A 26,283-nucleotide genomic window follows, 5' to 3' on the forward strand; every position below is an offset into this window, starting at 1 on the left:
CGACCCGCCGGCTGTCGACATGGCGACTCGGCTGATCGGCGCCACCCGTTCGGCACTGTGGACTGATCAGCCGACTCGGGTACGGGAGGCGTCGGTCGCCTCGATCCAGTCCTCCGCGAGGTAGAGCGTCTGGCTGGCCGGGGAGGTCAGCGGGAGTTGCACACCGTCCAGCGCCGCCGACTCGGCGCGCCGGGTCGGCAGCAGCAACAGTCGGGCCGCCGGCCGGGACCGGGTCGGATCGGCCAACTCCTGGAACAGTTCCAACTGCCCGTACCGGGCCAGCGGCGCCGCTTCGGTGATCAGCACCGGACCGTCGGCGGCGGTGATCGCGGCGCGCACCGCCGGCATCACCTGGTGCCGAACGAGATCGACAAGGCTGCGGAAGTCCGCGTCCTGTGCTGCACCGTTGTCGGCCGCCACGATCGCCTCCCACGGGAAGCCCAGCGAACGCAGCCGTTCCAGCAGGATCGCCGTGACGTCCACCTCGGTCAACGGCAGCCTGGTCAGCAGGGCCCGGCGGGCCGGGCCGAGCCGACGCCAGGGTGCCAGCACCGCCAGGAAGGCGTGCCGTTGCAGCGCCGCAGCGAGCCGGTCGCCCACCTCGTCCACAGCGGTGAGCCTGAGCAACGGGGCATGGCTGGTGGCGGTGCGGGTGCCGGTGACCGATGCCGGAACACTCACCGGGCCGTAGACCCGATCCTGCGGATGCCAGGTCAGTGGCACCTCAGCCGTGGCCAGCAGGCTGGTGAGCGCCGGGCGTCCGGGGAGTTGCTCGGCGCGGGGGAAGCGGCTCTGCACCCGGTCACGGATCTGCCGTTCGCTGAGCCGTTGGCCGATGAGGGTGCCCGTCGACAGCCGTAGCGCTCGTTCCGCCGGCATGCCCACCGGGTAGAGCTGGCCCTGCGCGTTGACGTCCACCCGGTCGTTGCTGCCGATCGCCGCCAGTTGCAGCAACCGCAGGTCGGCCGCGGGCGGCATGCCCGGCGGTACGGGTAGCCGGCGTAGTTCCTCGACGGCCCGTTGCCGGGTCGGCAGCGGCTCACCGTCGGCTCGGCGCTGAGTCGACAGCCGGTCAGCGCCAGTCAGGTCGACCGCCCGCCCGCCAAGCGTCACCACGTAGTCGAGGAAGTCGGCCGCGGTGACGTCGGACGCTGGATCGTCAGGCTCCCGGCCCACCAGGACGAGCCCGGTCGGGCGCTGGCGCTGGATCGCCACCCGAGCGTTGCCACCCGTGCTCAGCTCGGCCTCGACGGCCGCGCGGACCAGCCCGATCGCCTGCGGCAGCCGCTTCGGGCCGGAGGTGTAGGACCCGCGGGCGGCCATCAGCGCCTCGGCCAGTTCCGCAGCGGACATCACCCCACCCCGAACGTCGAGAAGGGCGACGATCTCATTGCGGACCGCGTCCAACGCCGGCTCGTCCAGCCATACCTTCGCCTGCGCGGCAAGCAGCTTGGAGATCTGCGGTTGGCTACGCCCGATGATCCGGGCCACCTCGGTCTGTGCCGGCCAGCACAGGAACGTTCCCTCGTCGGTCGGAGCCTGCCCCAGCAGCACGGCCAACGCGCGGTGGTTGCGCGACTTGGGACCGGGCAGCAGGGTGGCGCAGAGCGCCTCCACCCCCTGGGCCAGCGGCCGGTCATCCGTGACCGTGGGCGCGGTGCCGCCCGGCACGACCGTGCGCAGCGCTCGGGCCTTGGCGAGGATCTCCTTGCGGGTCGCGTCGGGCACCCCCTTGGCCCGGGTCAACACCGACGGCTCCGCGTCGAGCAGATCCCCGACGGTGACCAGGCCGAGCCGTTCCAGCGCCGACCGGGCCCGGTCGGTCAACTCGGCGGCGGCCAGCGGCGACTCCCGGGTCAGCCCCGGCACGGCCGGACCTCCCGGTGCCGCCTTCGGGATCCGCTGGAAGATGGCCCGCCAGGCGTCGGTCATCTCGTCGACGGTGTCGAAGCGAGCTGCCGCATCGCGGGCCAGCGCCCGCCGGAAGAACTCCACCAACCGGTCGGCGACGGCCGGGTCGAACGCGGAGGCTTCCAGGGTCACCTCATCACGGATCGCCACCGGGTTGGCGTTGTCGCCCCAGCGCGGCAGCGTCCCCGTCGCCATCTCGTGGAGCACCACGGCCGCGGCGAAACGTTCCGCCGCCGCGTCGTAGCGCAGCCGGCGCGGCGGCCCGAGGAACGGATCCAGGTAGCCGACGGTTCCCGCAGTGATCCGGTCGGCGGGTGTGTCGGCCAGCGAGAAGTCGAAGACGCACAGGTGCGGCTGCTTGTCCTTGGGTCGGGGTCGGGCGGCCAGGTTCGCCGGTTTCAGGTCGCGGTGCCAGACACCCTGGCTGTCGAGGTAGTTGACGATGTCGAGCAGGTCCCGCCCGTACCGCTCCAGCAGGTCCAGCGCGAGTCGCCCACCGCGCAGTTCCTCGGCGAGGGTCTGCCGGCCGGCACTCTCCAGCAGCAGGGCGGTCCGCCCGCCGACCCGGACCGGCCCATCGACCAGCGCCGCGACCTGGGGATGTTTCAAGCTCGCGAGGGTACGCGCTTCCGCGGCCAGCCGTTCCTCGTGCTGCTCGTCGCGGGCCACCTTCAGCACCAGGTCGTCCGAGTCCTCCGGGCGCCGCACCAGCAGGGCGAGGGCGGTGGCACCGGAGCCCAGCCGATCCTTGACCTCCAGGTCACCGTCCAGGATGTCACCGCGGTGCGCTGAGAGCGGGTCCGTAACCGGTTCTGGCTCTGGAGCGGTCAGCTCCTCCCACACCTTCTCCAGGCCGTCACGGATCGCCGAGACGCTGGAGAGCCGCTGCGCAGGGTCGCCGCGAGTCGCGTCGTACACGAGCGTGACGAGGGTGTGCGGCATTCCGTCGACAACAGCGTCCAGGTGCAGGCCGCTGTCCCGAACGGCGGCGACCAGTTCCTCCGGGCTGGCTGCCGGTGCCGTACCGGCGAGAATCCGGTAGGCCGTCGCACCGACCGAGAACACGTCCAGTTGGTGCCCGGGCAGCTTGGCGGCGTTCTCCGCCTCCGGTGCCTGGTAGCAACGGACCTCGTCGTCGAAGAACAGCCCCAGGCTGGCCGGGTCGCTGGACGGTCCCAGCCGGGTCAACTCGGTGCTGCCCGTCAGCCGGCCACCGGTCTGCCAGTCGGTCACCACCAGGGCCGGTCGGGACCCGTCCGGATCGGCCACGTAGATCGCCCGGGGCGAGAGCGCCCGGTGCGCCAACCGGCGTGAGTGCGCGTAGTCGATGATCTCGGCCAGATCCTGCACCAGGTGCAGCCGCTGGGCGAGCGTCAACGAATCGCCGCGTCGCAGCAGCCACTGATCGAAACGCACCCAGTCCTGCTTGTGCTCGAAGACGACCGCCGGCCCCCAGGCGTGCTCGACCAGGTCGTGTGCTCGGGCCACGCCGGGATGGTGGATGCCCTGGAGCAGGCGGAACTCCCGCTCGGCCGCCTTGCGGATCGCCGGCACCTCGTGCTCGGCCGCCCGGCTGGTCAGGTAGAAACGCACCCGCCGCACCAGCGAGGTGTCCATGACGTGTCCGCCGAGAAAGTCCTGCCAGCCGAGGCCCTCCGCGAACGGCTTGGGATGCAGCAGCAGCTGACCGACCTTTCGGTCCGCCACCGACGGGCGGATCTTGGCGCCCCGGACCAGTTCGACGATCTGCCGACCACGGACCCCGTCGACCCGGTGCGTCGGGTTACGTGGCGACGTGAGCAGGAGCTGTGTGAGTCCGGGCAGCCCGCTGTCGTGCCCTTCGAGTCCGTAGACGTGCTGCCTGCCGATGGTGTCCAGACCCCTGGCGCTCATGTTCCTGGCGTGCAGGAACACTGCCGCGCCGACGTACGGTGCCTGGGACTCGCGGCCCTGCTGTCGGGCGTAGTAGCGGATCAGGCTGGCCAGCCGCTTGGCCTTGCGGTTGGCCAGGATGTACGGGTTGTCCTCCGGAGTAAGGCGGTGGTTCCCCACCCGCCGTACCCACTGCGTACCGTCGCCACGGATCTCGCCCTGCCAGTGCTTGAGTTCGAGCACGTAGAGCCCGCTCGCGGTGAGTACGAGCGCGTCGACCTCGTTGATGGAGCCATCGGTGCCGACGAACTCGACGTTCGCCCACACGTGGTACGGGTCGGCATCCGGCAGGTAGCTGGCCAACTCCCGCAGGCCGTCCTGCTCGTGGACATGGGAGCTGGCGTTTATCTGCTCCCAGCGCGGCGAATCCTCACGCATGCGCCGACTCCTCCACCCCGTCCGGCAACGGCCCAGCTCGGTCTTCGCACCTTACCGGTCAGGCGCTTGCGCAGGGCACAGCCCGCGCCCACCCCGAGCACCAACACGCTCCGCACTTGAAGGAGCACACTCCGCTTCGTACACTCGCACCTACGCGCTTTCCCGCCCCTCCGGGAGGTCGTATTGGGCACATCGACCCGACTACCCGGCCCGGCCGGCGGCGGCTGGACCAGTGCGAAGCTCAGCCTCAGTCGCTGGACCCCGCACCCGCAGAGCCAGCCAGAGTCGCTCTTCGAGGACGACCGCAGGACGGCCGAGCGAACGGCAGAGAAGTTTCGGAACGCGCTGCGCGATGCGCTCCGCGAGGACCCGGAACGATTCGGCATCAAGGGTTCCGCAAAGGCGAGCGGAGAGCGTCTCGTCACCGTGCTGGACGACCTGCGCCAGTCGGACCCGGCCCTGCTCCGGGGCATCGCGGATCGCCCTCTCACGCCGGCCGACGAGTTCGTTCGCCGGTTCGTCGCCGAGGTCGGCGGCAACGGCCGGCTGGTTGTCGACGCAGCCACCCGCCGTGCCGCGCGCCGCGTGGCCGAACGGTTGATGGACCACGACGGCCCGCTCGCCGCCCCATTGCGGCCGGGGGGCATCAGCGGTGAGCTGTTCTGTGCCCTCTACCGGTCCTTCTTCGGGGATCTGGTCGGCCAGTTCGTGCACATCCTGATCGCCGAGAACGTCAAGCTCGCACTGCCGGTGCTGGCGCTCGACCCCACCGACACGGTGGCCGGCATCGTCGCCGACCAGATCGTCAAGGTCCTGCCTGATCCCTGTGCGGTGGCGAACGCACGCGAGCCCGAACAGCCACGCCTCGTCGACATTGCCCGGGACCTGCTCACAGAGACGGTCACGGAGGCGCTGGGCCTGGGCGACTCCGGTCTGGAGCTGGCCGCATGAGCCCCGCCAGTTTCGCGTACCACTACCCCGACCCGGGTCCGATGTCCTTGGACCCCGGCTGGCAAGTGATCAGCCGAAACGGTTTTGACCTCGCCGTTGGGGCTCTTTGCCAGTGGAGCGAAGTGCCCTGGGATCGGCCCTCCTGGGCGGAGGATCTGCTCCACATCGCCCGCGCGATCTACCTCGCCGACAAGCTTTCACTCCGGGACCAGGCAGACGACCGCTGGACGCGCCAGATCGATCTCTGTGTCCAGGTGAGGACAGTCGATCACTGGACCGAACGGGCACTCGCACTGCTCTCATCGCTGGCGGAGGTACTCAGCGCGGATCGCTGGCGGATCAGAGTGCGGCCCGGCGCCACAGCGCTCCCGCACCAGAGCAGGAGCCACTACGACTTCCCGATCGAGGAAGTAGCACTCTTCTCCGGTGGGCTGGACTCTGTCGCCTACGCCGCCGAGCGATCCCTGGCTCCCGCCGGCAACCTCCTTCTCGTCTCCTACTTCGAACCCAAGTGGAAGCCACAGCAGGATGCCGCCCTCGCCGCGATTGATCGCCAGCGGCGACGGCGGATATGGCAGTTCAGTTCGTCGCAGCAGGTCGCCGCTCCCGGACGGCGGATGGAGTTGTCCGCACGTACCCGCGGTCTGATCTACTCGACGGCCGCCGTATATTTCGCGGCTGCCCACCGGGTGCCGCAGGTTTGCGTGCCGGAGAACGGGCAGTTGGCGCTAAACCCACCACTGACGCCGGCCCGGGCAGCCGCCTGCTCCACCCGTTCGGTACATCCACTCACGCTGTGGCTTCTCAACGAGGTGATTCGGGAGGTCGGCGGATCTGTCATCGTAACCAATCCATACGTTCACCTGACCAAGGGAGAGGTCTGCCGGCGTGCACTGCACGCCGGGCTCTCACCTATGTTGCTGAGCGGCACCACCGTGAGTTGCGGTCACCCCTCCAGCAACGGCCCGGACCTGCACTGCGGGCACTGCTACCCGTGCCTCATGCGCCACTCCGGCCTGTTTGCCGCACTCGGCGGCGACGCTACGCCGTATGGGACCGACGTCTGGAGCCTGCCGGACAGTGACGACCTGTCCGGCAACCGGCGAGCGTTGCAGCGCTGGCTGAGCAGACCGTTCGGCGTGCGTGATCTGTTCACCGACCTGCCCGTACCGGAAGGGTCTGACCTGACCGCCCTTGTTGACGTCGTGCAGCGCGGCCGTACGGAGCTGACCCGGATGATCGTCCGGCACGGACAAATGGTCAGGGCAGCGGATCGGTGACGTTCGGCCCTGGCATGGGAACGGGCTGTGGGGGTATGACCGAGACATGAGGGCGAATTTCCGGCTCGGCAAGATCGTGGGCGTACCGGTCGGGGTCAACTGGAGTGTCCTGGTCATCTTCGCGCTGATCTGGTGGGGGCTGTCGGCCAACCTGTTCCCCGAGTCGTACCCGGACCGGTCCGTGGTCGCGTACCTGCTGGCCGGGCTGACCGCCGCGGTGGTCTTCTTCCTCGGCCTGCTCGCCCACGAGGTGTCCCACGCGGTGGTGGCCAAGCGCAACGGCCTGGGCGTGCAGGGGATCACCCTGTGGCTCTTCGGCGGCGTCGCCGAGCTGCGCGGCGAGGCCCGCTCCCCCGGTGCCGAGTTGCGCATTTCCGGGATCGGCCCGCTGGTCAGTCTGATCATCGGCGTCTTCTTCGGAGCCATCGCGACGCTGCTCGCCCTGGCCGGGGTGCAGGGGTTGCTGCTGGGCGTGATGGCCTGGCTCGGCGGCATCAACCTGCTGCTGGCGGTGTTCAACATCCTGCCGGCGGCACCGCTGGACGGTGGGCGGCTGCTGCGGGCGGCGGTGTGGAAGGCCACCGGTGACCGGACCCGCGCCACGGTGGTGGCGGCCCGGGCCGGCTGGATTCTCGGCCTGGCGCTGATCGGGTTCGGGCTGTGGCGGTTCCTCACCGGCACCGGTGTCGGCGGGTTGTGGCTGGCGCTTATCGGCTGGTTCCTGATCGGGGCGGCGACCATGGAGGAGCGGCAGGCCAGGGTGGGCAACGCGCTGCGCGGCATCCGGGTCGCCGACGTGATGACCCCGCAGCCGCAGACCGCCTCGGGTGAGTTGACGGTGGCCGACTTCGTGGACAACTACCTCTTCGCGTACCGGCACACGGCGCTGCCGCTGATCGAGGACGACCGGCCCGTCGGGCTGGTCACCCTCGACCGGGTACGCGGCGTGCCGTCCGACGAGCGGGGCAGCACCACCCTGGCGGCGGTGGCCTGCCGCGCCGACGACCTGGTGCTGGCCTCCCCCGACGAGCCGCTCACCGACCTGCTGCCCCGGCTCAGCGACTGTGCCGACGGCCGGGCGCTTGTGGTCACCGACGGCCGGCTGGTCGGCATCGTCTCGCCCAGTGACATCAGCCGCGCCGTGCAGCGCAGCAGCATGCGCGACCAGCTCACCACCGGCCGCTGACCGCCGACTGCGCTGACTCAGTCGAGGTGGTCGGCCGGAGCGGTCTGCAACAGCCAGGCCAACGGCATGCGGGCCTGCTCGACGTACCGCCCTTCGCCGCCGAGTTCGTGCAACGTGACCGTCTGCGCGCCGTCCCGGTCCACGACCCAGTACCGGGGGATGCCCGCCGAGGCGTACTCACGCACCTTCGTGACCGAGTCCATCGCCTCGGAGCCGGGTGACACGATTTCGATCACGAGCGCGATGTCCGCCACCGCCGACCACACGCCACGCCGGGGAGGCTTGCGCCAGACGCTCAGGTCCGGAATCCGGCCACCGTTTCCGTCCGGCCCGGGGATGCGTACGCCGACCGCCTGAAGCACCTGTTCCGCAGGCCAGCCCGCCATGATCAGCCAGGCGAACAGTCGGCTCGCGATCGTCGCGTGCTCCGAGTCGGGCGGCGGCATGACCGACAGGACCCCCTCGGGGCTGGTCTCGTAACGATGACCGTTCGCGTCGGCGGCGTTCATCGCCGCCACGTCGTCGAGCGTCACGACGGCGGGCATGTGCATGCCGACAGCCTCAGCGCTCATGGGCTCATCCTAGTTCGATGTCCGGGCACATCCACCGGGCCGCGCCGCGCCCCGTCGGTCTGCCGGATCCTCGTCAACGGGGAAACAGGTGGTCGAGTTCCCAAGTGCGGAACGTCCCCTCGGGGTCGAGGCGATTGACCAGCGCGGCGAAGTCGGACCAGCGGGGATAGGTCTCGGCGATCGTCCCGGTCGGCATCGTGAAGACCTTGCCCCAGTGCGGCCGAGGAGCGAACGGAGCCAGCGCCCGCTCGACCTCGGCGACCACCGGCAGTACCGCCGTCGCGTCGGCGATCCAGGTGAAGTGGACTGCGAGGCTGTCGCGCTCGTACTGCGGGCTGAGCCACAGGCCGTCGGCGGCGATGGTGCGCAGCTCGCTGGTCTGCGCGACCGGGGCGATCAGCTGCGCCACCTCGTCCAGCGCGGCGAGCGCCTCGCCGGCCACCGCGCGGGGCAGGTGGTACTCGGACTGCAACTCGTCGCCGTTGCTGGGGGTGAAGCCGAGCCGGAAATGCGGCAGCCGCTCGTGCCAGGGGCCGGGCACGCCGAGCTGCTCGGTGCAGTTGACCACCGGCATGCCGGGCACCGGGTGCCAGGGCCGGTCGGCCGCCGTGGTGCCGAGCCAGTCCGCCGGGGGCGCGGGCTGGTCCGCGAGCTGCTTGCGCCAGACCTGGGTGCCGCGGGTGGAGCGCCAGTCGGTGAAGACACTGACGCTGTACGCCGAGGCGAGCGCCTCGTCCAGCGCCTCGCGGGGCAGGTCGAGGCGGACGTACTGGCGTACCTCGAAGGTCGGCACCACGTCGAGGGTGAGCCGGGTGACGATGCCCAGCGCGCCGAGAGAGACCACCATCCCGGTGAACTCAGGGTCGGTACGGTCCACGGTGAGCAGGTCACCGGCGGCGGTGACCAGTTCCAGGCCGGCGACGGCGGTGGCCAGGTTGCCGACGGTCTCGCCGGAGCCGTGGGTGCCGGTGGCGACCGCGCCGGCCACCGAGATGTGCGGCAGCGAGGCGAGGTTGGCCAGCGCGTACCCCCGCTCGTGCAGCCAGGTGGCCAGGTCGCCGTAGCGCAGCGCGGCCGGTACGTGCACCACCCGCCGCTGCTCGTCCAGGTGCGGGGTGGCCGGCAGTCCGGCCAGCGTGACCAGGTCTCCGGTGGTGTCGCCGAGCCGGTTGAACGAGTGTCCGCTGCCCACCGCCCGGATCCGGTCGCTGCCGGCGACCAGCTCCCGCAGCTCGTCGATCGAGGACGGCCGGTGGTACGCCCGAGCCACGTACTCGACGTTGCCGGCCCAGTTGCGGTGCGTCGACACTCCCGACCCCCTCTCCACGCCGGCGGTTACCGTCGGCTCCGTCGGGGAACCCTACGCCGATGAGCAGCTACCGTGATCCCGCCCCTCGCGGCGACGTGTATCCCTCCGAGGAGGAGATCGACCCGGCCGGCAGTGGCGTGTACCCCGCCAGCGGTCCCACCGGCACCGTCGACGGCTCCTCGGTCACCTGGTCCGATGTCGGGCCGTCGGCGAGCCAGCCGGACCCGCAGCCCAGCCCCGCCCCGGAGCCGGTGCCGGCACCACCGCCAACACCCGGCCCGCCACCCCGGGTCGAGGCCGGCGCCCGGTCGATCGTGACCCGGCACATGGACGGTTCGGTCCAGGTGGTCACCGACTTCGACGGCGACGGCGTGGCGGACCAGGTGCAGTTCGACCTCGACGGCGACGGGCTCCCTGACGTCACCTACCTCGACCGCGACCGGGACGGCCAGCTCGACACCGTGCTGCGCGACGAACACCGGGTCTGACGCGCCCGCCGCCCGGCTTGCCCGGCCCGCCGGTCCGGCCCGGCCTGCCCGGTCGCGGGCGGCATCTGGGCGAGATCGACTCCGATTGCGGCATGCCGGTGTCTCCGGGGCCGCTGACACCCCGGCTTGCCGCAATCGGAGCCGCCCGCGCCGGACGGAGCCGCCCGCGCCGCGCCACGGCGTCCGCACCGCCCCACGGCGTCCGCACCGCGCGGGAGTCGCCCGCGTCGGCTGGTCAGAGCTGGCGCATCACCTCGGCCGCGACCAGGTCGAGGTGGTCCAGGTCGGTCAGGTCGAGCACCTGGAGGTAGAGGCGCTGGCTGCCGATCTCCGCGTACCGGCCGATGGTGTCGATGACCTCGGCGGGTGTGCCGGCGAGACCGTTGACGCGCAGCTCGTCCGGGTCGCGGCCGATCGCCGCGGCCCGCCGCGCCACCTCGGCGTCGTCCTTGCCGCAGCAGAGCACCAGCGCGTTGGACCAGGTCAGCTGGGCCGGGTCGCGGCCGATGTCGGCGCAGGCGGCGCGGACCCGCTCGAATTGGGCCACCGTCTCGTCGATCGAGACGAACGGCAGGTTGAACTCGTCGGCGTAACGGGCGGCGAGCCGCGGCGTACGCTTCGCGCCCTTGCCGCCGAGCAGGATCGGCGGATGCGGGCGCTGGACCGGCTTGGGCAGCGCGGGCGAGTCGCTTACCTGGTAGTGCCGGCCGGTGAAGTCGAACGTCTCGCCCGACGGGGTGCGCCACAGGCCGGTGATCACCGCGAGTTGCTCGTCCAGCCGGTCGAACCGCTCCCCCAGCGGCGGAAACGGAATCCCGTACGCCTGGTGCTCGGCGTCGTACCAGCCGGTGCCGATGCCCAGCTCAACCCGTCCGCCGCTCATCTGGTCGACCTGGGCGACGGTGATCGCGAGCGGGCCGGGGAGCCGGAACGTCGCGGCGCTCATCAGCGTGCCGAGCCGGATGGACCGGGTGTCCCGGGCCAGCCCGGCCAGCGTCGTCCAGGCGTCGGTGGGGCCGGGCTCGCCGCTGACCGATCCCATCTTCAGGTAGTGGTCCGAGCGGAAGAAGGCGCCGAAGCCGGTCTCCTCGGCACGTCGGGCCACGGCGAGCAGGTCGTCGTAGCTGGCACCCTGCTGGGGTTCGGTGAAGATCCGCAGTTCCATGGGTCGAGCATAGAAAGCCGCCGGCTGTGGCGCTCGGGGACGCTCACCGGTCACTTTCGGAGTCAGGGTCGGAAATCTTTGCAGGTATTGCAGACAGCGGCAAGGACCTGAATCCCGTTGCACCATGTTGTGAAAGATAGGTTCCCAACTATCGATGCTCCTGTTACGGTCACGCAACCACCGCAACTTCTTGCATTGCTTGCAGGAACCTCGGCTGTCACCGACGTCTGCCTGACCGTCCCCCGAGGAGGGCACCGTGCGTATCCCCCGTCCCCGCGCCGCGATCCCCGCGGCCCTGACCGCGTTGCTGGTCGCGGTCGGTCTCGCCACCGTCACCGCCGGCACCGGGCCCGCCAGCGCGGCCGACGTACGCGCCAACGGCGACGCGATCGTCCACCTGTTCCAATGGCGGTGGAACTCCGTCGCCGACGAGTGCGAATCCACCCTCGGCCCCGACGGTTGGGGTGGCGTGCAGGTCTCCCCGCCGCAGGAGCACGTGGTGCTGCCCAGCGCCGAGGGCGCCACCTACCCGTGGTGGCAGGACTACCAGCCGGTGTCGTACCGGCTCGTTCAGACCCGGCGGGGCACGAAGGCCGAGTTCGTCGACATGGTCCAGCGCTGCCGCGCCCAGGGCGTGAAGATCTATGTGGACATGGTGCTCAACCACATGAGCGGCACCGGTTCGGCCGGCAGCGGCCCGGGCAGCGCGGGCACCGTCTACAGCAAGTACAGCTATCCGAACCTGTTCGACGACGGCTCGGGCGACAGCTACGGCTACGCCGATTTCGGGCCCTGCTACCGGCGGATCAGCAACTGGGGCAACAAGCAGGAGGTACAGGACTGCGAACTGCTCGACCTGGCCGACCTCGACACCGCCGACCCCGAGGTGCGACGGAAGGTCGCCAAGTACATGAACGCGGTGATCGACCTCGGAGTGGCCGGGTTCCGGGTGGACGCCGCCAAGCACGTACAGGAGGCGCACCTGGCCGACATCATCAGTCGGCTACGGGACGTGCCCGGCTTCGGCGGCCAGCCGGACCTCTTCCACGAGGTGTACGGCGACGGAACCATCCCCTACACGGCGTACGCCCCGTACGGCGGAGTGACCAACTTCGACTACCAGCGGGCCGTCTCCTCGGCGTTCCGCGACGGCAACATCGCCCAGCTGGGCAACCTGCCCAACTACGGCGGGCTGACCGCGCAGCAGGCGGTCGTGTTCATCGACAACCACGACACGCAGCGGGAGAACCCGACGCTGACGTACAAGAGCGGTGCCCGCTACTACCTGGCGGACACGTTCATGATGGCCCATCCCTACGGCCGACCCCAGCTGATGTCGAGCTACGCGTACGGATCGGTGCACGGGCAGGGCCCGCCCAGCAGTTCCGACGGCACCACCCTGGCCACCGACTGCGCCAGCAGTGCGTGGATCTGTGAGCACCGCGACCCGGGGGTGGCCGGCATGCCGGGCTTCCGTAACGCGGTTGCCGGCACCGGCATCGGGTCGGTCACCACCGACGGCAACGGCCGGCTGGCGTTCGGTCGGGGCAACCGGGGGTACGCCGCCTTCAACGCCACCGGCAACACCTGGAACCGCAGTTTCGTCACCTCGCTGCCGGACGGCCGCTACTGCAACGTCGGCCGGGGCGCCTACGACCGGTCGACCGGGGCGTGCCCGGGTGGCGCGGTCACCGTCGCCGGCGGCAGCTTCACCGCCGCCATCCCCGCCGACCAGGCGGTGGCCCTGCACGTCGAGGCCCGCCTCGACGGCGTCACCCCGACCCCGACCCCTACCGCGACGCCGACCACCACGCCGACGCCGACCGCGAGCCCGTCCCAGCCAACCGGGTCGACCCGGTTCACCGCGACCGTCTCCACCGACCCGGGTCAGGAGGTGTACGTCGTCGGTTCGATACCGCAGCTCGGCTCCTGGAACCCGAGCAACGGGGTGAAGCTGTCCACCACGTCGGGCAGCTACCCGACCTGGACCGGGTCGGTGGACATTCCGACCGGCAGCGCGTTCGAGTGGAAGCTGGTCAAGGTCGGCAACGGCACGACGCAGTGGGAGAACGACCCCAACCGCACCGGCACCGGCGGCACCGCCGTCACCGCCACCTGGAACCAGCCGGCGAGCGATCCCCCCGGCGACGCCACGGTCTCCGTACGGGTCACCGCAGGCACCACGTACGGCCAACAGGTTTACCTGGTCGGCGACCTGACCGCACTCGGTGGCTGGGATCCGGCCCGAGGGATCCGGCTGTCACCGACGGAGTACCCGGTCTGGACCGGTACGGTGCGCCTGCCCGCCGGCACCACGTTCTCCTACAAGTACGTCAAGCGCACCGATTCCGGCCAGGTGGTGTGGGAGTCGGGCGCGAACCGTACCGCCACCGCCTCCGGTTCACCGATGCTCATCGACACCTGGCGCTGACCCACCGGGCGCTGACCTACACACCGTGCGGCCCCTCCCGATCCCCCGATCGGGAGGGGCCGCCCCCGTCCCACGGTGCGTCGACATGCCGGTCTCCACCCGTCTCGGACGCCGGCATGTCGACGGTCAGGGCGTCGCGCGTCGGATGGTCAGATAGCTGAGGCCGGCGAGCAGCAGGGTGAGCAGCGCCGGCCAGCCGACCAGCAGGGCCCAGCCCGGCTGGTCGGCGAACCAGCCACCGATCGCCGACCACCAGCCCTGCCAGGTGGCGAGCACGACGAGCCCACCGATCCCGGCCAACGCGACGGTGCTCAGCATCAGCAGGCCGTTGACGCCCCAGCGCTTGAAGACCAGGGCGATCGCGATGCCGATGAAGCCGAGCAGCAGGAACGGGATCGCGAAGCCGAGGAACCGCAGCACCGGATGATCGACCAGGGGGAAGGGCACGCCGAAGAAGCGCATGTTGACGCCCCAGCCATCGGTGGCCTCCTCGATCACGGCCAGCAGGTAGAGCACCGCGCCGTAGCTGACCGCCTGTCCGGCGAAGTGGAGCACGTTGCCGAGGTAGAAGCTGCGTCGTGAGACGCCCAACCCGATCGCGAACGGGAACTCCTGGGTGATCGCGTTGATGCTGGCGACGATCATCACGACGTAGATGCTCATCAGCCCACCGGTGGTCGGCTCGAAGTCGTCGGCCTCGTTCATCGCGCTGAACAGCGCCAGGTTGATGGAAAAACTGAGCGCGAGGATCCCCCAGGGCCAGCCGACCACACTGCGCCAGCCGACGAACTGCAGGCGGGCCACGGTCAGGGCGCGGTTCATCGGACGGCCTCCTTGTCTGCCGCGGCGGCGCTGCCGGCACCGGCCGCGTGCCCGTTGTTCGAGGTGGTCAGGCGAACGACGATGTCCTGCAGCGAGGACGCTTCGAGGCCGAGGCCCAGGGACCGGGCACGGTCGTACGCGGCCGGGCCGAAGTCGCCGCGTACGGTGGCCCGGGCCGTGCCGCCGAGCGACGCCCGGTGCAGTTCGGTGCCGGTACGGGAGAACTCGTCCACCGCCGCGACCGGGCCGGAGACGGTGACCACCTGACCGCGCAGTGCCTCCGCCTCGACGTCGAGCAGGAGCCGGCCCTGGTCGATCAGCAGGACGTGCTCGATCAGGTCGCTGACCTCGTCGATGAGGTGGGTCGACAGCACGATGGTGCGAGGATGTTCGGTGTAGTCGGCCAGCAGGTGGTCGTAGAAGAGCTGCCGGGACACGGCGTCAAGGCCCAGGTAGGGCTCGTCGAAGAAGGTCAGCGGGGCACGCGAGGCGAGCCCGACGACGATGCCGAGCGCGGAGAGCATGCCACGGGAGAGTTTGCGGACGTTGCGTCCGCGCGGCAACTGGAACACGTCGACCAGCCGCTGCGCGAACTCCTCGTCCCAGCCCGGATACACCAGGCGGGCCGCCCGCAGGACGTGCGTGACCCGGAGGTGCGACGGATAGGTCTGGCTCTCCTTGATGAAGGAGATCCGGGAGAGCACCTGTTCGTTCTCGTACGGGTGTTGCCCGAAGACGCTGATCTCACCGCTGGTGGCGAAGTTCTGCGCGGTGAGGATCTGCATCAGGGTGGTCTTGCCGGCCCCGTTGCGCCCCAGCAGGCCATGGATCCGATGCTCGGCTAGCGAGAAGCTGACCCCGTCCAGGGCGGTGACTCCCCGGTACCGCTTGGTCAGATCCCTGACGGTGACGACCGCGCTCATCGGCCCGCCTCCCAGGTGTCGATCATGTTCTTGAGCTCGGCCGGTTCGATGCCGAGCTTGCGCGCCTCGGTGAGCAACGGCCGGACGTACTGTCGGGCGAACTCGTCGCGGCGCCGGCCGCGGAGCTTCGCTCGGGCGCCGGGAGAGACGAACATGCCGATTCCTCGCTTCTTGTAGAGAGTTCCGTCGTCGACCAGCTTGTTGACCCCCTTGGCGGCGGTCGCGGGGTTGATCCGGTGGAAGGCTGCCAGCTCGTTCGTCGAGGGCACCTGACCCTCCTCCGCGAGGGTCCCGTCCAGGATCGAGTTCTCCAGCAGCTCCGCGATCTGGAGGAAGATCGGCCGCCCGTCCTCCATCACGTGCGCCATCCCCAGTCGGCACACTGGTTGACTGGTTCATTACTCATGTAACTAACCATGCAACCAGGGTGGCGCCGTTGTCAAGGGGATGGGCGGGCGACGGCCCGGTCCGGGAGTCACGCCGGACCGGGCCGTCGTACCGGAGCTCAGCCGTACGGCGGGCGGGCATACGCGGCCCGCAGCGCGGCCAGCCCGGTCGCCTTCGGGCTGAGGGTGCCCCAGCCGGAGTTGAAGTAGTTCGTCCGGGCGATCAGCGGGCCACGCTCGGCGTTGAGCCGGGCGATGGCCGGCGGCACGGTGGCGATCCAGGCCGCCTGGTCGGGGATCTCGATGACCCGTACGCCCCACTCGGCGATGAGCGCCGGCCGGGACAACGCCACCGGGCCGAGATCGGCCACCGCCCAGTCCTTGGTACGCCGGAACCGCTCCAACGCGGTGTGGCTGGGACTTGTCGCGTAGACGTTCCACTGGAGGTAGTCGAGCCGGGTCATCAGCGCCTCGGGGTGGGTACGCCGGAAGCAGTCCCGGTTGAAGCCACCGAGCCCGACCGAGAAGGTGCTGCCCTGGGGCAGCCCTTTGGCCCTGAACCAGTTGACGATGTACGTCACAGCCTGCACCGCCCGGGCGTCGGACTCGGCCCAGGTGTACGCCTTTCCGGCCTCTGTGGTGCCGAACTCGTGATCGGTGTCCAGCTCGGAGGCGAGTTGGATGTTCACCCCGAAACCCATCGTCCGGTACTGCGACAGCGCCCGGGCGAACAGCCCGTCGCACTGCCCGGCGAGGACCTGGCCGTAGCCGTACGCCTTCGGCCAGACCGCGCCGGGTCGCTGCTGGATGGTCATCGCCGGCGCCGGCACGGTGTATCGCACCCCGTCCACGGTGAAGGTCTGCGGCCCGGTGTCGGGCGCGCCGTAGTGCTTTAGTTCGAGCACCATGTTGAGCTGCACCCCGGCCCGACCCAGCGTGATCAGCCAGGGGCGTTGGTAGCCGGGGAAGATGTAGGCGTCGGCGAAGCTGCGGTACTGGGTCAGCGACCGGAAGTTGCCGCGGGTGATGTCGGCCGTCGGGTCCGCGCCGCCCGAGAGGTAGTACCCGCCCAGCACCGGCGGCAGCACGGTGTAGGCGACGCTGGCGCTGGCGGTCCGGTTGGCGGAGTCGCGCACGGTGACGGTCACCCTCGGCATCACGCCACCGCCCGGTAGACGGCGACCGAGCCGTTGTCGGAGACCCGGGACCAGGTGCGCCCCGAGTCGTCGACGACGGTGACGGTGAGCGGATCGATCACCGCGGTCACCGAGACGGGGGCGCTACGGTTGCCCTGCGCGTCGGCCACCGTGACCGTCACGGTCAACCGCTGGTGGTCCGCGTCGCCGTAGTTCACGGTCAGCAGCATCTGCTCGCCCGTTGAGTAGGTGGTGGGGTTCATCGAGGCGTTGGCGGTGGGAGCGGCCATGGCGGCTCCTTCCTGGCTTGGTCGCCGTGACCAGCGGTGCAACACCGTCGGTGCGGCTGGTCTGCGACGGCGGGCCGGAGCCGGGGTGGCGCGTCGGCGCGCGCCCCGGCGTGATCCCTACTGGCGGCCGGCGGGGACGTCGCGGTTCCCGCCCCGGCCGGAGGATCGGATGTGGCCCGCCATCCGCAGCCTCGCTACCTGCTACAACAGTGCGTCGGGGTACGCTCCGCCGTCTTGTCCTTTTCCAGACATATTGACCACTATGGAGGCGACGCGTGAAGTATCTAATGTTGATCTATGGCAACGAGGAGATCTGGGGCAGCCTCCCGGACGGCGACCTGACCACCCTGATCGGGAAGGTCGACGCCTTCACCGAGTCGTTGCGGGCCTCCGGCGAGCTGGTCGACGTGCAGGGGCTGGTGTCCCGGCCCCGGTCGGTGCGGATCACCGCGGACGCTCCGGTGGTCACGGACGGGCCGTACCTGGAGGCCAAGGAATACGTGGGCTCGTATTTCGTGGTCGACGTCGACGACGAGCAGCGGGCGTTGGAGATCGCCCGTGACTATCCGGGTCTGCGGTTCGGCACCGCCGGCGGCGGCATCGAGATCTGGCCGCTGATGACCGGAGCGGACCACTGAGCCTCGACGCGGCCACCGTCGACCTGCTGCGCCGGCTCGCGCCACAGCTGCTGGCGACGCTCGTCCGCCGGTACGGCGACTTCGGCCGGGCCGAGGACGCCGTGCAGGAGACCCTGGTCGCCGCCGTCGAGAGGTGGCCACTCGACGGCGTACCCGAGCAGCCGTCGGGCTGGCTGCACACCGTCGCCGCCCGCCGCTACGTCGACCTGGTACGCACCGAGGCCGCCCGCACCCGCCGCGAACGTACGGCGTTGGACCTCACCCCACGCGACGCGCTGGTCGCCCCGCCACCCGACGCCGAGACGCCCCGGGACGACCTGCTGGAGTTGTTCCTGCTCTGCTGCCATCCGGCGCTGCCGGCACCCGCGCAACTGGCACTGACCCTGCGCGCGGTGGGTGGGCTCACCACCGCAGAGGTCGCCGCGGCCTTCCTGGTGTCGGAGCGGACCATGGGACAACGGATCTCCCGGGCCAAACAGCGGCTGCGGGAGGCGGGCGCCCGGTTCGCACCGCCGCCGACGGCGGCACCGGAGGCACGGCTGGCCGTCGTACGCCAGGTGCTGTACCTGATGTTCAACGAGGGATACAGCGCCAGCAGCGGCCCCCAGCTGCGTCGCGCCGACCTGACCGGGCAGGCCCTGCGGCTGACTCGCCGACTGCACGAGCAACTGCCCGGCGACGGGGAGACCGCCGGCCTGCTCGCGCTGATGTTGCTCACCGAGGCCCGAGCGGCGGCCCGGGTCGGCCCGGACGGCGAACTGGTGCCACTGGCGGAGCAGGACCGTGGGCGGTGGGACCGGACGGCGATCGACGAGGGTCGCGCACTTGTCGAACGCAGCCTGGCCGCCTCACCAGCCGGGCCGTACCGGATCCAGGCCGCCATCGCGGCGGTGCACGCCGAGGCGCCGAGCACCGAGGCCACCGACTGGCCCCAGGTGCTCGCCCTGTACGAGTTGCTGGAGCAGATCGCGCCCAACCCGGTGGTCACCCTGAACCGGGCAGTGGCGGTGGGCATGGTTCACGGGCCGGGTGCCGCGCTGGCCCTGTTGTCCGAGGTGGAGTCGGGGCCGCTGGCCGGGCACCACCGACTGCACGCCGTCCGCGCCCACCTGCTGGAACGCGCCGACGATCGGGCCGCCGCCGCCGCGCAGTGGCGGGCAGCGGCGCAGCATGCCGGCAGCGATCCCGAACGGCGGTATCTGCTGCGCCGCGCCGCCGCCGCGAGCGACCCAAGCCAGCGCCTGTGTGGGCCAGGTCACTTTCGGATCCGGTAGAAGCGAGCCGTCCGGCTCCGATCCACCGGTGGATCGGCACCCACGGTGGGTGCCGCCAAATCCGGGAGGAACGGACATGACGAAGGTGACCGCCCAACTGTCGGTGTCGCTGGACGGCTACTACGCCGGCCCGCAGCACGACGGCGACGGCGACTGGCTGCGGTCGGCGGAGAGCCACGGGTTCTTCCGGGTGACCCGGTGGGCCACCGAAGCGATGGCGTGGCGCGAGCGGCAGGGCTTCACCGGCGGCCGGCACGACGCCGACTCCGAGATCATCGCCGAGTCGTTCGCCGCGGCCGGCGCGTACGTGATGGGACGCCGGATGGCCGACGGCGGCGAGGTGCCGTGGGGCGACGAACCACCGTTCCGCGCTCCGGTCTTCGTGGTGACCCACCGGCCCCGCCCGACGCTGCACCGTCGGGGCGGCACCAGCTTCACCTACGTCACCGACGGGCTGGCCAGCGCGGTGGCACAGGCCCGGGCCGCAGCCGGTGGCAAGAACGTCGCGGTGGCCGGCGGCGGCAGCCTGGTCCGGCAGGTGCTGCGGGCCGGGCTGCTCGACGAGTTGGAGTTGCACGTGGTGCCGGTCGTCCTCGGTGCCGGGCTACGGCTCTTCGACGATCTGGGGCTCGACGATTTCGAGGCGATCGAGCTCACCGCCGACCGGGTGGTCCCCGGCCCGCAGGTCACGCACGTCCGGTACACGGTGCGCGGCCGCGCACCGCTGGTCCTCGACGACCGTGGCAGGGGCACCGACACCCCTGGCGGGACCACCGGAGAGCGCGCCCGGCCCTAGAGTGACGGCACACATGTCGATCTAGGAGGGCGCGGTGTCCAAGCCGCCACCCGTCGTCGGCTCCCCTGTGCCCGGGGAACCGGACGAGCTACCCGTCGCAGCCGGTCCCGAGGCTGCCGCGCCGCCGGCTGCGACGGCCCCCCGTCTGCTGGTCATGCCACCGGCAGACGGGCTGACACCCATCGTCTGGCCCGGACCGGCCGACCAGCCCGCCTGGGCGATTCCGGTAAGCGTCCCGCCCGGCACCCAGGGCTACGCCATCTTCCTGCCCCTGGTGCCGGAGGATGTTCGCCCGGCCGGTCCGACGCCACCGACGCAACGCACGGCCGCGCAGCCGATGGGGCTCGTCGCCACCGGTCCTACCGATACCCGGGCCGGCGCGGCCACGGAACAGCCCACGACACCAGCCACCACCACGACGGCCGACGGCCCGGCCAGCAGCCCACCAACCGGCGACGCGGCCAGCAGTTCCCCGGCCGGCGGCCCGCCGGCGAGCGGCCCACCAGCCGCCGCGACGCCAGCCGTCACGCCCACGGCGGGCAGCCCGACGGCGGGTGGGCCGACGGCGGGTGGGCCGACGGCGGGTGGGCCGGTGGCCCCGGCGGGTGGGCCGGTTCCGCAGTCGGTGCCACCCGGCTATTCGCGGCCGGGTCCGCCGTACCCGTTCCGGCCGGCGCCGCCGCAGCCGTCGTTCTTCGACCGGGTGTGGCCGGGACCGGCGCCGGCCCGCAACCGGGCAACGCCCCTGGCCGTCCTGGCCGGGGCGCTCGGTGTGGCCACGCTCGTACCGTTGGGTCGCACCGGCATCGGCTGGCTCCTCGGCTACCTGGTGCTCAGCACCGGCGTCGCCGTCGCGGTGCGGCACCACATCGCCGGACTCCCCCGGCCCGAGCGTCGGCTGCGGGCCGGCTGGGCCGCGGCTGCCCTGGCGCTGCTCGCGGTCCTCGGCTTCCGCAACGCCTGGTGGCTGGTCACGTTCTGCGTGTTGGGCGCGCTGGCCTGCACAGCACTCGCGATCGTCGGTGGACGACGTATCCGGTCGATCCTGTTCAGCCTGGTGGCCACCCCGATCGCGGCGCTACGCGGACTGCCGTGGGTGCGTGCCCACGTCCGGGCACCCGACGACTCCGGGACCGCCCGTCGGGTCGTCGGTTCGGTCGCCGCCACCGTGGCGGTGCTGGTCGTGTTCGGGGCGCTGCTCTCCTCCGCCGACGCCGCCTTCTCCCAGGTACTCGGCGCCCTCATTCCGGAGATCAGCGTGGGCGGCGTGTTCCGGTGGCTGTTCCTGGCCGCCGTCGGCGCCCTGATCACCGTGGCCGCCGTCTACACGATCGCCGCTCCGCCTCAGCTGTCCTCGGTGGACCGGCCGACCTCGCGCAGCATCGGGCTCGTCGAGTGGGCTCCGCCGATCGCCACTCTGACCGCCCTGTTCGGCGGCTTCGTCGCGGTGCAGTTCACAGTCCTCTTCGGCGGGCAGCGGCACGTGCTCGAAACCACCGGACTCAGCTACGCCGAGTACGCCCGCAGCGGCTTCTGGCAACTGGTCGCGGTGACCCTGCTGGCCCTGGCGGTGCTCGGCGGGGTGACCAGGTGGGCACGTCGGGACCGACCGCTGGACCGGGTCCTGCTGAGAATCCTGCTGGGCCTGCTCAGTGCGCTGAGCGTGGTCATCGTGGTGTCGGCGTTGTCCCGGATGTACACCTACCAGAAGGTCTACAGCTTCACCGGCGAGCGGATCTTCGTGATGGCGTTCGAACTGCTGCTCGGTGCCGTGTTCCTGATGATCCTGGTGGCCGGCGTACGCTGGCGCGGCGCCTGGATTCCGCGACTGACCGCAGCTCTCGCGGTGGTGATGCTGCTGAGCCTGGCCGCGCTGAACCCGGAGGACTACGCGGCGCGCCGCAATGTCGCCCGGTACGAGCAGACCGGCCGGATCGACGCCTGGTATCTGCGGGCGCTCTCCGCGGACGCCACTCCCGCCCTGTCCACCCTGCCCGATCCGGTCCGCCGGTGCACGCTCAGCTGGATCGCCGACGACCTGGCCGAGCCGGACCCGTGGCACGCCTGGAACCGCGGTCGGCAACGGGCCCGGGAGGTGCTCGACCGGCTGGGGCCCGACGCCATCGGCAATCAGCGCGACTGCCGCCGCGCCGACCAGTTCGACCTGCCGAAGAACCGGACACCGCGCTGACCGCCCGGAAGCCGACCCGCTCGGGTCGGCTTCCGGCCGTCAGAGGGCGGCGAGGAAGGCGAGCACCTCGGACCACCCGTCCCGGCGGGCGGCGGCGTCACCCGCCCGGGTGCCGCCGTGGTTGTGCGTGCCGGTGCGCCCCTGGTGCACCGTCTTCGACGGCAGGTACGGAAAGGTTCCCACGCCGTGACCGGCGTCCGGGTAGAACAACGCGCGGTGCGGCGGGCCACCGAGGGCCAGCAGCAGCTCGGCGGCGTAGGTCGGCGCGTCCCAGAGCTGGTCGTCCTCACCGGCGACGGCCAGTACCGGTCCGTCGATCCGGTCGACAGGCATCCGGCCGGTCGGCACGGGTCGGCCACGGTAGGTCCAGGCGGGCGCTCCCGAGTACGGGTAACCGAGATGGACGACGCTGCTCGGTGCGTAGACGACGACGGCGCGGACCAGGTCGGGGCGCTGCTGTGCCAGCAGCAACGCGGCTTCGGTGCCGCGTGAGTAGCCCGTCACCACCACCTCGCCACCGGAGTACGGGGCGAGCAGTTCGGCGGCGGTGACGAAGTACTCCAGCGGGATGTCGTGCAGGCTGTCCGGAAGTCCGGAAGCTCCGAAGTAGCCCAGGCACAGCACCGGATGCCCCCGGGAGGCTAGCAACGGCGCGTCGTACAGCCCGCCGACGCCGCCCTCCGAGCCGCCGAACCACAGCACCCCGCGTCGTCGCGGCACCTCCGGCGGTGGGAGCACGAGCAACCCGCGTACCCCGTCGGTGGTCGGCGTCAGCTCGGTGAAGGAGACCTCGCCCGCCGTCCAGTCCCGCCGTACGGTGGCGGCGGCGGGCTCCCGTTCGCCACCGGTGGCCGACAGCCGGACCGGGAAGTCACGCCGTAGGTGCGGCCAGGCCGGCGCGAAGTAGGAGGCGTCGCCGTCCAGCGGATCCATCGACCAGAACAGGCCCATCGGGTCGACGCCCGAATAGGAGCCGTCCACCGGTGCGTCTTGTGACACGTCCACGACACCGTCGGCGTCGGCGACGAACGTCGCCTCCGCCCGCCACCTGCGCCCCGAGTGGTCCTGGGCCGCGGCGGCGACCACCACCCGCTCCCGCGCGGCCAGGCCACTCACGCGTACCCGGACCGGCTGGTCGACGAGGGCGACGGCCGGCGCCACGTCCAGGCGCAGGCGCGGCGCCCCGCCCCTGCCCCGGTCACCGACGAGAAGGGTCGCGACCAGCAGCCCCACCATGGCGGCGGGCAGGATCCTGGACGTCCTCGAACGCGGCATCGATGACACCGTATCCCCGGCGGTCCACCCACCCGACCCGCCGAGGTACGCCGGTCGGGGCCGACCGGCGTACCGTCCCGGTGCCTCAGAGGTCGTAGCCGCCGGAGACCTCGATGTTCTGCGCGGTGATCCAGCCACCCGTGTCGTCGAGCAGGGCGGCGATGACTTTGCCGATGTCGTCGGGCTCGCCGATGCGGCCGAGGGCGGTCTTGGCGGCGAGCGCCGGGATCACCTCCGGGTACGCCTCGAAGGCCACCACCCCGGCCGCGTCCGAGATCCGGGTACGCGTCGGACCCGGCGAGACGGCGTTGACCCGGATGTCGCGGGAGGCCAGTTCCTTGGCCAGGTAGCGGGTCAGCACGTTCAGGCCGCCCTTCATCGTGGCGTACGCGGAGTAGCCGGCGTCGACCAGACCGGTGGGGGACGCCGAGTTGCTGCTGACGTTGACGATGGCGCCACCGTCGGCGAGCAGCGGCAGCAGCGCCTGGGTGAGGAAGTACGGCCCCTTGAGCAGTACCCGCATGAACCTGTCGAAGAGTTCCTCGCTGGTGTCCTCGAACATCGCCATCCCACCGAAGCCGGCGTTGTTGACCAGATGGTCGAAGGTGTCCCGCTGCCAGGTGTCGCGCAGCACGGTGACGACCCGCTCGCGGAAGGCCGGGAAGGTCTCGCTGCGACCGACGTCCAGCCGGAGCGCGACAGCGGTGCCGCCCTCCTTCTCGATGGCCGTCACCGTGTCCTGCGCACCGACCTGGTTGCCCCTGTAGGTCAGGATCACGCCGATGTCCCGCTTGGCGAGTTGGATTGCCGTGCGCTGCCCGATCCCGGAGCTGGCACCGATGACGATGGCGACCCGCATACCGTTACCCACCTGTTCATTCGTGGAGCTTCTGTCAGCCCCTGCGATTGAGATGAGTCCATTCGATCAGCGCTGGCAGGACTTCTGTTAGATGAGTACTCCCGACCTCTTGCCTGATCCTCTCATTGCGGGGAGGCAGCGGCGGATGCTCAAATCCCTGGGTGGCACTCGACGAACTGAGGTCGTTGCTGGCCCGTCACGCCCGGGCCGACGGGACCACCGCCGTCGACGGTGTGCTGATCGGCAAGGCCGAGCAGGCGTACCAACCCGCGGCGTCGATGTCCGGCACGGTGCTGGCGCTCATCGCCCAGGGCGCGAAGACGCTCGCGTTGGGCGACCGGGTGTACGAGTACCGCGCCGGCCAGTACCTGATCGCCTCGGTCGACCTGCCGGTCACCGGCCACTACACCGAGGCCAGCCGCCACCGGCCGGCTCTCGGGTTCGGCCTCGCCCTGGAGCCGGTGGCCGTCGCCGACCTGCTGCTCGACATGACACCCGGAGAGTTCACCCGGCCTCGTGGCGCACCGTCCGCGCTCGCGGTCAGCGACGCGCCTGTCGAACTGCTCGACGCGGCGGTACGGATGCTGCGCCTGCTCGACACACCACGCGACATCCCGGTGCTCGCGCCAATGATCAAGCGGGAGATTCTGTGGCGCCTGATCACCGGTGAGCAGGGCGAGACCGTCCGCCAACTCGGCCTGGCCGACAGCAACATCGCCCACGTCAGCCGCGCGGTGCGATGGATTCGCGACAACTACCGGGAGGCGTTCCGGGTGGAGGAGGTCGCCCAGATGTCGGGCATGAGCCTCTCCGCCTTCTACCGCAACTTCCAGGCCGTCACCGCGATGAGCCCCATCCAGTTCCAGAAGCAGATCCGGCTCCAGCAGGCCCGGCTGCTGCTGGCGGCCCACCCCGACGACGTCACAGGTGTCGGATACCGGGTGGGGTACGAGAGCCCGTCACAGTTCAGCCGCGAGTACCGCCGCCTGTTCGGCGCGCCACCGAGCCAGGACGCCGCCCGCCTGCGGCACCCCGCGCCCACCGTGCCGTAGCCGCTCGTCCGCTCGGCACCGGCCGGTCACGACGTGCCCTCGTCGGTGAGGATCGCCTGGAGGCGGGCTCGGCACTCGGCGACGAACGCCGGGTAGCTGTGCTGGTAGTACGGGATACCGCTGGCGGCCACGGCGATCGCCCAGGCGCGGGCACGTAGCCAGGTCGAGTCGTCGACGTCGACGGTGTTTCGGTACGCGTGGCGCGCCTCGGGCGGCAGGTCCCACACCGGGGCGTGCTCGGCATCGGGCAGGCCGACCGACAGGCCACCGAAGTCGATTACCGCGTGCAACCTGCCGTGTCGTACCAGGAGGTTCGTGGGCCGGAGATCGCCGTGCAGCCACACCTGCGGTCCGGACGGCTCGGGCAGGGCCAGCGCCGTCTGCCACAGCCGTTCCAGCGTCTCGACGTCGACCTCGGTGCCGAGGATGCCACGGCAGTCGGCGAGGGCGCCGCCGACCCACTCCGCGCAGGCCCGCAGTTCTCCCCCGCGGTACCAGCTCAGGTCGCCCGTTCGGGTCGCACCCATGAGGTCCACGCCGTGCAGCTCCCGTACCACGGCCGCAAGGTCGGTGCCGAACGCCGCCCAGTCCGAGACGGTCTCCGGCCCGGCCTCGTCGCCGTCGATCCACCGGTAGACCGACCAGGGCAGCGCGAATGAGCTGCCGGGTACGCCGGTGTGCAGCGGCTCCGGGATCCGGCAGGCGAGCAGGGGCGCCAGCCGAGGCAGCCATCGCTGTTCCTTGCGCAGCGACGGTGCCTTGTCGGCGGTACGCGGAAGTCGGACGAGCAGGTCCTCGCCGAGCCGGTACATGGTGTTGTCGGTGCCCGCGCCAGCCCGGGACAGCGGCAGGTGTGCCCACTGTGGGCACTGCTCCGTCACCAACGATCTGACGACACCCTCGTCGACCGGAATCTCACCCTGGTGCAGTGTCACGCCGAGATCCTTGCGCCGGGCGCGCGGGTGGGCCACCCAATTCTTCGCGTACGAGGTTGTGAAGGGGGTCACGGGGTGGAGCTGTCACAGCGACCGGGGCGGC

At 71.0% G+C, this 26,283-nt stretch carries 22 protein-coding genes; 10 read left to right on the top strand and 12 right to left on the bottom strand.

The genetic code is table 11. The features are described 5' to 3' along the window. Positions 1-66: 66 nt before the first annotated feature. Positions 67-4,221 carry a BREX system serine/threonine kinase PglW gene (gene pglW, locus ACFY2A_RS20400; RefSeq protein WP_387173617.1) on the bottom strand — a complete coding sequence of 1,385 codons (4,155 nt, stop codon included), beginning with the start codon at positions 4,219-4,221 and terminating at the stop codon, positions 67-69. Positions 4,222-4,404: 183 nt separating this feature from the next. Here pglW and ACFY2A_RS20405 point away from each other — a divergent pair, with 183 nt between their 5' ends. Genes ACFY2A_RS20405 through ACFY2A_RS20415 form a run of 3 tightly spaced genes read left to right on the top strand, consistent with a single transcriptional unit; the run spans position 4,405 to position 7,638 of the window. Beyond that, positions 4,405-5,172: a hypothetical protein gene (locus tag ACFY2A_RS20405; protein WP_387173619.1), complete on the top strand. Its 768-nt coding sequence runs from the start codon at positions 4,405-4,407 to the stop codon at positions 5,170-5,172. Beyond that, entirely contained in the window at positions 5,169-6,452 is a 1,284-nt protein-coding gene (locus tag ACFY2A_RS20410; RefSeq protein ID WP_387173620.1) for a 7-cyano-7-deazaguanine synthase, read from the top strand. The genes ACFY2A_RS20405 and ACFY2A_RS20410 overlap by 4 nt, the downstream gene beginning before the upstream one ends. Before the next feature lie 46 nt (positions 6,453-6,498). After that, on the top strand, positions 6,499-7,638 hold the full coding sequence (locus tag ACFY2A_RS20415; protein WP_387173622.1) for a site-2 protease family protein: 1,140 nt from the start codon (positions 6,499-6,501) through the stop codon (positions 7,636-7,638). Between the two features lie 17 nt (positions 7,639-7,655). On the opposite strand, the gene ACFY2A_RS20420 is transcribed toward ACFY2A_RS20415, so the two are convergent. Together ACFY2A_RS20420 and ACFY2A_RS20425 are read right to left on the bottom strand one after the other, a co-directional pair. After that, complete coding sequence (locus ACFY2A_RS20420; RefSeq protein WP_387173624.1) at positions 7,656-8,210, bottom strand: Uma2 family endonuclease; 555 nt, start codon at positions 8,208-8,210, stop codon at positions 7,656-7,658. A 73-nt stretch (positions 8,211-8,283) separates the two neighbouring features. Beyond that, positions 8,284-9,519, bottom strand: coding sequence for a D-arabinono-1,4-lactone oxidase (locus tag ACFY2A_RS20425; RefSeq protein ID WP_387173626.1), 1,236 nt, complete (start codon positions 9,517-9,519; stop codon positions 8,284-8,286). A 59-nt stretch (positions 9,520-9,578) separates the two neighbouring features. On the opposite strand from ACFY2A_RS20425, the gene ACFY2A_RS20430 reads away from it, so the two are divergent. Next, positions 9,579-10,007 carry a hypothetical protein gene (locus ACFY2A_RS20430; RefSeq protein WP_363923151.1) on the top strand — a complete coding sequence of 143 codons (429 nt, stop codon included), beginning with the start codon at positions 9,579-9,581 and terminating at the stop codon, positions 10,005-10,007. Between the two features lie 235 nt (positions 10,008-10,242). Here the strand turns inward: ACFY2A_RS20430 and ACFY2A_RS20435 are convergent, their stop codons facing one another. Then, positions 10,243-11,172 carry an LLM class F420-dependent oxidoreductase gene (locus ACFY2A_RS20435; protein WP_363923149.1) on the bottom strand — a complete coding sequence of 310 codons (930 nt, stop codon included), beginning with the start codon at positions 11,170-11,172 and terminating at the stop codon, positions 10,243-10,245. A 256-nt stretch (positions 11,173-11,428) separates the two neighbouring features. Here ACFY2A_RS20435 and ACFY2A_RS20440 point away from each other — a divergent pair, with 256 nt between their 5' ends. Next, complete coding sequence (locus ACFY2A_RS20440) at positions 11,429-13,603, top strand: carbohydrate-binding module family 20 domain-containing protein (RefSeq protein ID WP_387173629.1); 2,175 nt, start codon at positions 11,429-11,431, stop codon at positions 13,601-13,603. A 126-nt stretch (positions 13,604-13,729) separates the two neighbouring features. Here ACFY2A_RS20440 and ACFY2A_RS20445 read toward each other — a convergent pair whose 3' ends face one another. From ACFY2A_RS20445 to ACFY2A_RS20465, 5 genes are all read right to left on the bottom strand, one after another. Continuing rightward, positions 13,730-14,425, bottom strand: a complete 696-nt coding sequence (locus ACFY2A_RS20445) for an ABC transporter permease (RefSeq protein ID WP_387173631.1) — start codon at positions 14,423-14,425, stop codon at positions 13,730-13,732. Then, complete coding sequence (locus tag ACFY2A_RS20450; protein WP_387173632.1) at positions 14,422-15,348, bottom strand: ABC transporter ATP-binding protein; 927 nt, start codon at positions 15,346-15,348, stop codon at positions 14,422-14,424. Before ACFY2A_RS20450 ends, ACFY2A_RS20445 begins: the two co-directional genes overlap by 4 nt. After that, on the bottom strand, positions 15,345-15,704 hold the full coding sequence (locus ACFY2A_RS20455; RefSeq protein ID WP_363923141.1) for a GntR family transcriptional regulator: 360 nt from the start codon (positions 15,702-15,704) through the stop codon (positions 15,345-15,347). Before ACFY2A_RS20455 ends, ACFY2A_RS20450 begins: the two co-directional genes overlap by 4 nt. 149 nt (positions 15,705-15,853) lie before the next feature. After that, positions 15,854-16,891, bottom strand: coding sequence for a hypothetical protein (locus ACFY2A_RS20460; RefSeq protein WP_387173634.1), 1,038 nt, complete (start codon positions 16,889-16,891; stop codon positions 15,854-15,856). Continuing rightward, a complete protein-coding gene (locus ACFY2A_RS20465) occupies positions 16,891-17,160 on the bottom strand; it encodes a hypothetical protein (RefSeq protein WP_387173636.1) in 270 nt (89 codons plus the stop codon). Before ACFY2A_RS20465 ends, ACFY2A_RS20460 begins: the two co-directional genes overlap by 1 nt. A gap of 275 nt (positions 17,161-17,435) precedes the next feature. Here ACFY2A_RS20465 and ACFY2A_RS20470 point away from each other — a divergent pair, with 275 nt between their 5' ends. From ACFY2A_RS20470 to ACFY2A_RS20485, 4 genes are all read left to right on the top strand, one after another. Further along, positions 17,436-17,798 (top strand): YciI family protein, encoded by a 363-nt coding sequence (locus ACFY2A_RS20470; RefSeq protein ID WP_387173637.1) that lies wholly within the window; start codon positions 17,436-17,438, stop codon positions 17,796-17,798. Continuing rightward, on the top strand, positions 17,795-19,072 hold the full coding sequence (locus ACFY2A_RS20475; RefSeq protein ID WP_387173715.1) for an RNA polymerase sigma factor: 1,278 nt from the start codon (positions 17,795-17,797) through the stop codon (positions 19,070-19,072). The genes ACFY2A_RS20470 and ACFY2A_RS20475 overlap by 4 nt, the downstream gene beginning before the upstream one ends. A 76-nt stretch (positions 19,073-19,148) precedes the next feature. Next, positions 19,149-19,868 (top strand): dihydrofolate reductase family protein, encoded by a 720-nt coding sequence (locus tag ACFY2A_RS20480; RefSeq protein ID WP_387173639.1) that lies wholly within the window; start codon positions 19,149-19,151, stop codon positions 19,866-19,868. 34 nt (positions 19,869-19,902) lie between these two features. Continuing rightward, positions 19,903-22,059: a DUF4153 domain-containing protein gene (locus ACFY2A_RS20485; protein WP_387173641.1), complete on the top strand. Its 2,157-nt coding sequence runs from the start codon at positions 19,903-19,905 to the stop codon at positions 22,057-22,059. 39 nt (positions 22,060-22,098) lie between these two features. Here ACFY2A_RS20485 and ACFY2A_RS20490 read toward each other — a convergent pair whose 3' ends face one another. Together ACFY2A_RS20490 and ACFY2A_RS20495 are read right to left on the bottom strand one after the other, a co-directional pair. Beyond that, the gene (locus tag ACFY2A_RS20490; protein ID WP_387173643.1) at positions 22,099-23,334 is read right to left on the bottom strand and encodes an acyl-CoA thioesterase/bile acid-CoA:amino acid N-acyltransferase family protein; all 1,236 of its coding nucleotides are present in this window, start codon (positions 23,332-23,334) and stop codon (positions 22,099-22,101) included. An 85-nt stretch (positions 23,335-23,419) separates the two neighbouring features. Then, entirely contained in the window at positions 23,420-24,205 is a 786-nt protein-coding gene (locus tag ACFY2A_RS20495; protein WP_387173645.1) for an SDR family NAD(P)-dependent oxidoreductase, read from the bottom strand. Between the two features lie 149 nt (positions 24,206-24,354). On the opposite strand from ACFY2A_RS20495, the gene ACFY2A_RS20500 reads away from it, so the two are divergent. Next, entirely contained in the window at positions 24,355-25,245 is an 891-nt protein-coding gene (locus ACFY2A_RS20500; protein ID WP_387173647.1) for an AraC family transcriptional regulator N-terminal domain-containing protein, read from the top strand. A 26-nt stretch (positions 25,246-25,271) separates the two neighbouring features. Here ACFY2A_RS20500 and ACFY2A_RS20505 read toward each other — a convergent pair whose 3' ends face one another. Continuing rightward, on the bottom strand, positions 25,272-26,180 hold the full coding sequence (locus ACFY2A_RS20505; protein WP_387173649.1) for an aminoglycoside phosphotransferase family protein: 909 nt from the start codon (positions 26,178-26,180) through the stop codon (positions 25,272-25,274). Positions 26,181-26,283 lie beyond the last annotated feature (103 nt).

Origin of the sequence: Micromonospora sp. NPDC000442 (assembly GCF_042898635.1) — a bacterium.
Lineage (GTDB): Bacteria > Actinomycetota > Actinomycetes > Mycobacteriales > Micromonosporaceae > Micromonospora.

What these genes read in the sequence shown, in the direction of transcription:
- pglW (WP_387173617.1), bottom strand. Translation starts at nt 4,221, where the DNA reads ATGCGTGAGGATTCGCCGCGCTGGGAGCAGATAAACGCCAGCTCCCAT.
- ACFY2A_RS20410 (WP_387173620.1), top strand. Translation starts at nt 5,169, where the DNA reads ATGAGCCCCGCCAGTTTCGCGTACCACTACCCCGACCCGGGTCCGATG.
- ACFY2A_RS20415 (WP_387173622.1), top strand. Translation starts at nt 6,499, where the DNA reads ATGAGGGCGAATTTCCGGCTCGGCAAGATCGTGGGCGTACCGGTCGGG.
- ACFY2A_RS20420 (WP_387173624.1), bottom strand. Translation starts at nt 8,210, where the DNA reads ATGAGCGCTGAGGCTGTCGGCATGCACATGCCCGCCGTCGTGACGCTC.
- ACFY2A_RS20430 (WP_363923151.1), top strand. Translation starts at nt 9,579, where the DNA reads ATGAGCAGCTACCGTGATCCCGCCCCTCGCGGCGACGTGTATCCCTCC.
- ACFY2A_RS20435 (WP_363923149.1), bottom strand. Translation starts at nt 11,172, where the DNA reads ATGGAACTGCGGATCTTCACCGAACCCCAGCAGGGTGCCAGCTACGAC.
- ACFY2A_RS20445 (WP_387173631.1), bottom strand. Translation starts at nt 14,425, where the DNA reads ATGAACCGCGCCCTGACCGTGGCCCGCCTGCAGTTCGTCGGCTGGCGC.
- ACFY2A_RS20450 (WP_387173632.1), bottom strand. Translation starts at nt 15,348, where the DNA reads ATGAGCGCGGTCGTCACCGTCAGGGATCTGACCAAGCGGTACCGGGGA.
- ACFY2A_RS20455 (WP_363923141.1), bottom strand. Translation starts at nt 15,704, where the DNA reads ATGGAGGACGGGCGGCCGATCTTCCTCCAGATCGCGGAGCTGCTGGAG.
- ACFY2A_RS20460 (WP_387173634.1), bottom strand. Translation starts at nt 16,891, where the DNA reads ATGCCGAGGGTGACCGTCACCGTGCGCGACTCCGCCAACCGGACCGCC.
- ACFY2A_RS20465 (WP_387173636.1), bottom strand. Translation starts at nt 17,160, where the DNA reads ATGGCCGCTCCCACCGCCAACGCCTCGATGAACCCCACCACCTACTCA.
- ACFY2A_RS20480 (WP_387173639.1), top strand. Translation starts at nt 19,149, where the DNA reads ATGACGAAGGTGACCGCCCAACTGTCGGTGTCGCTGGACGGCTACTAC.
- ACFY2A_RS20490 (WP_387173643.1), bottom strand. Translation starts at nt 23,334, where the DNA reads ATGCCGCGTTCGAGGACGTCCAGGATCCTGCCCGCCGCCATGGTGGGG.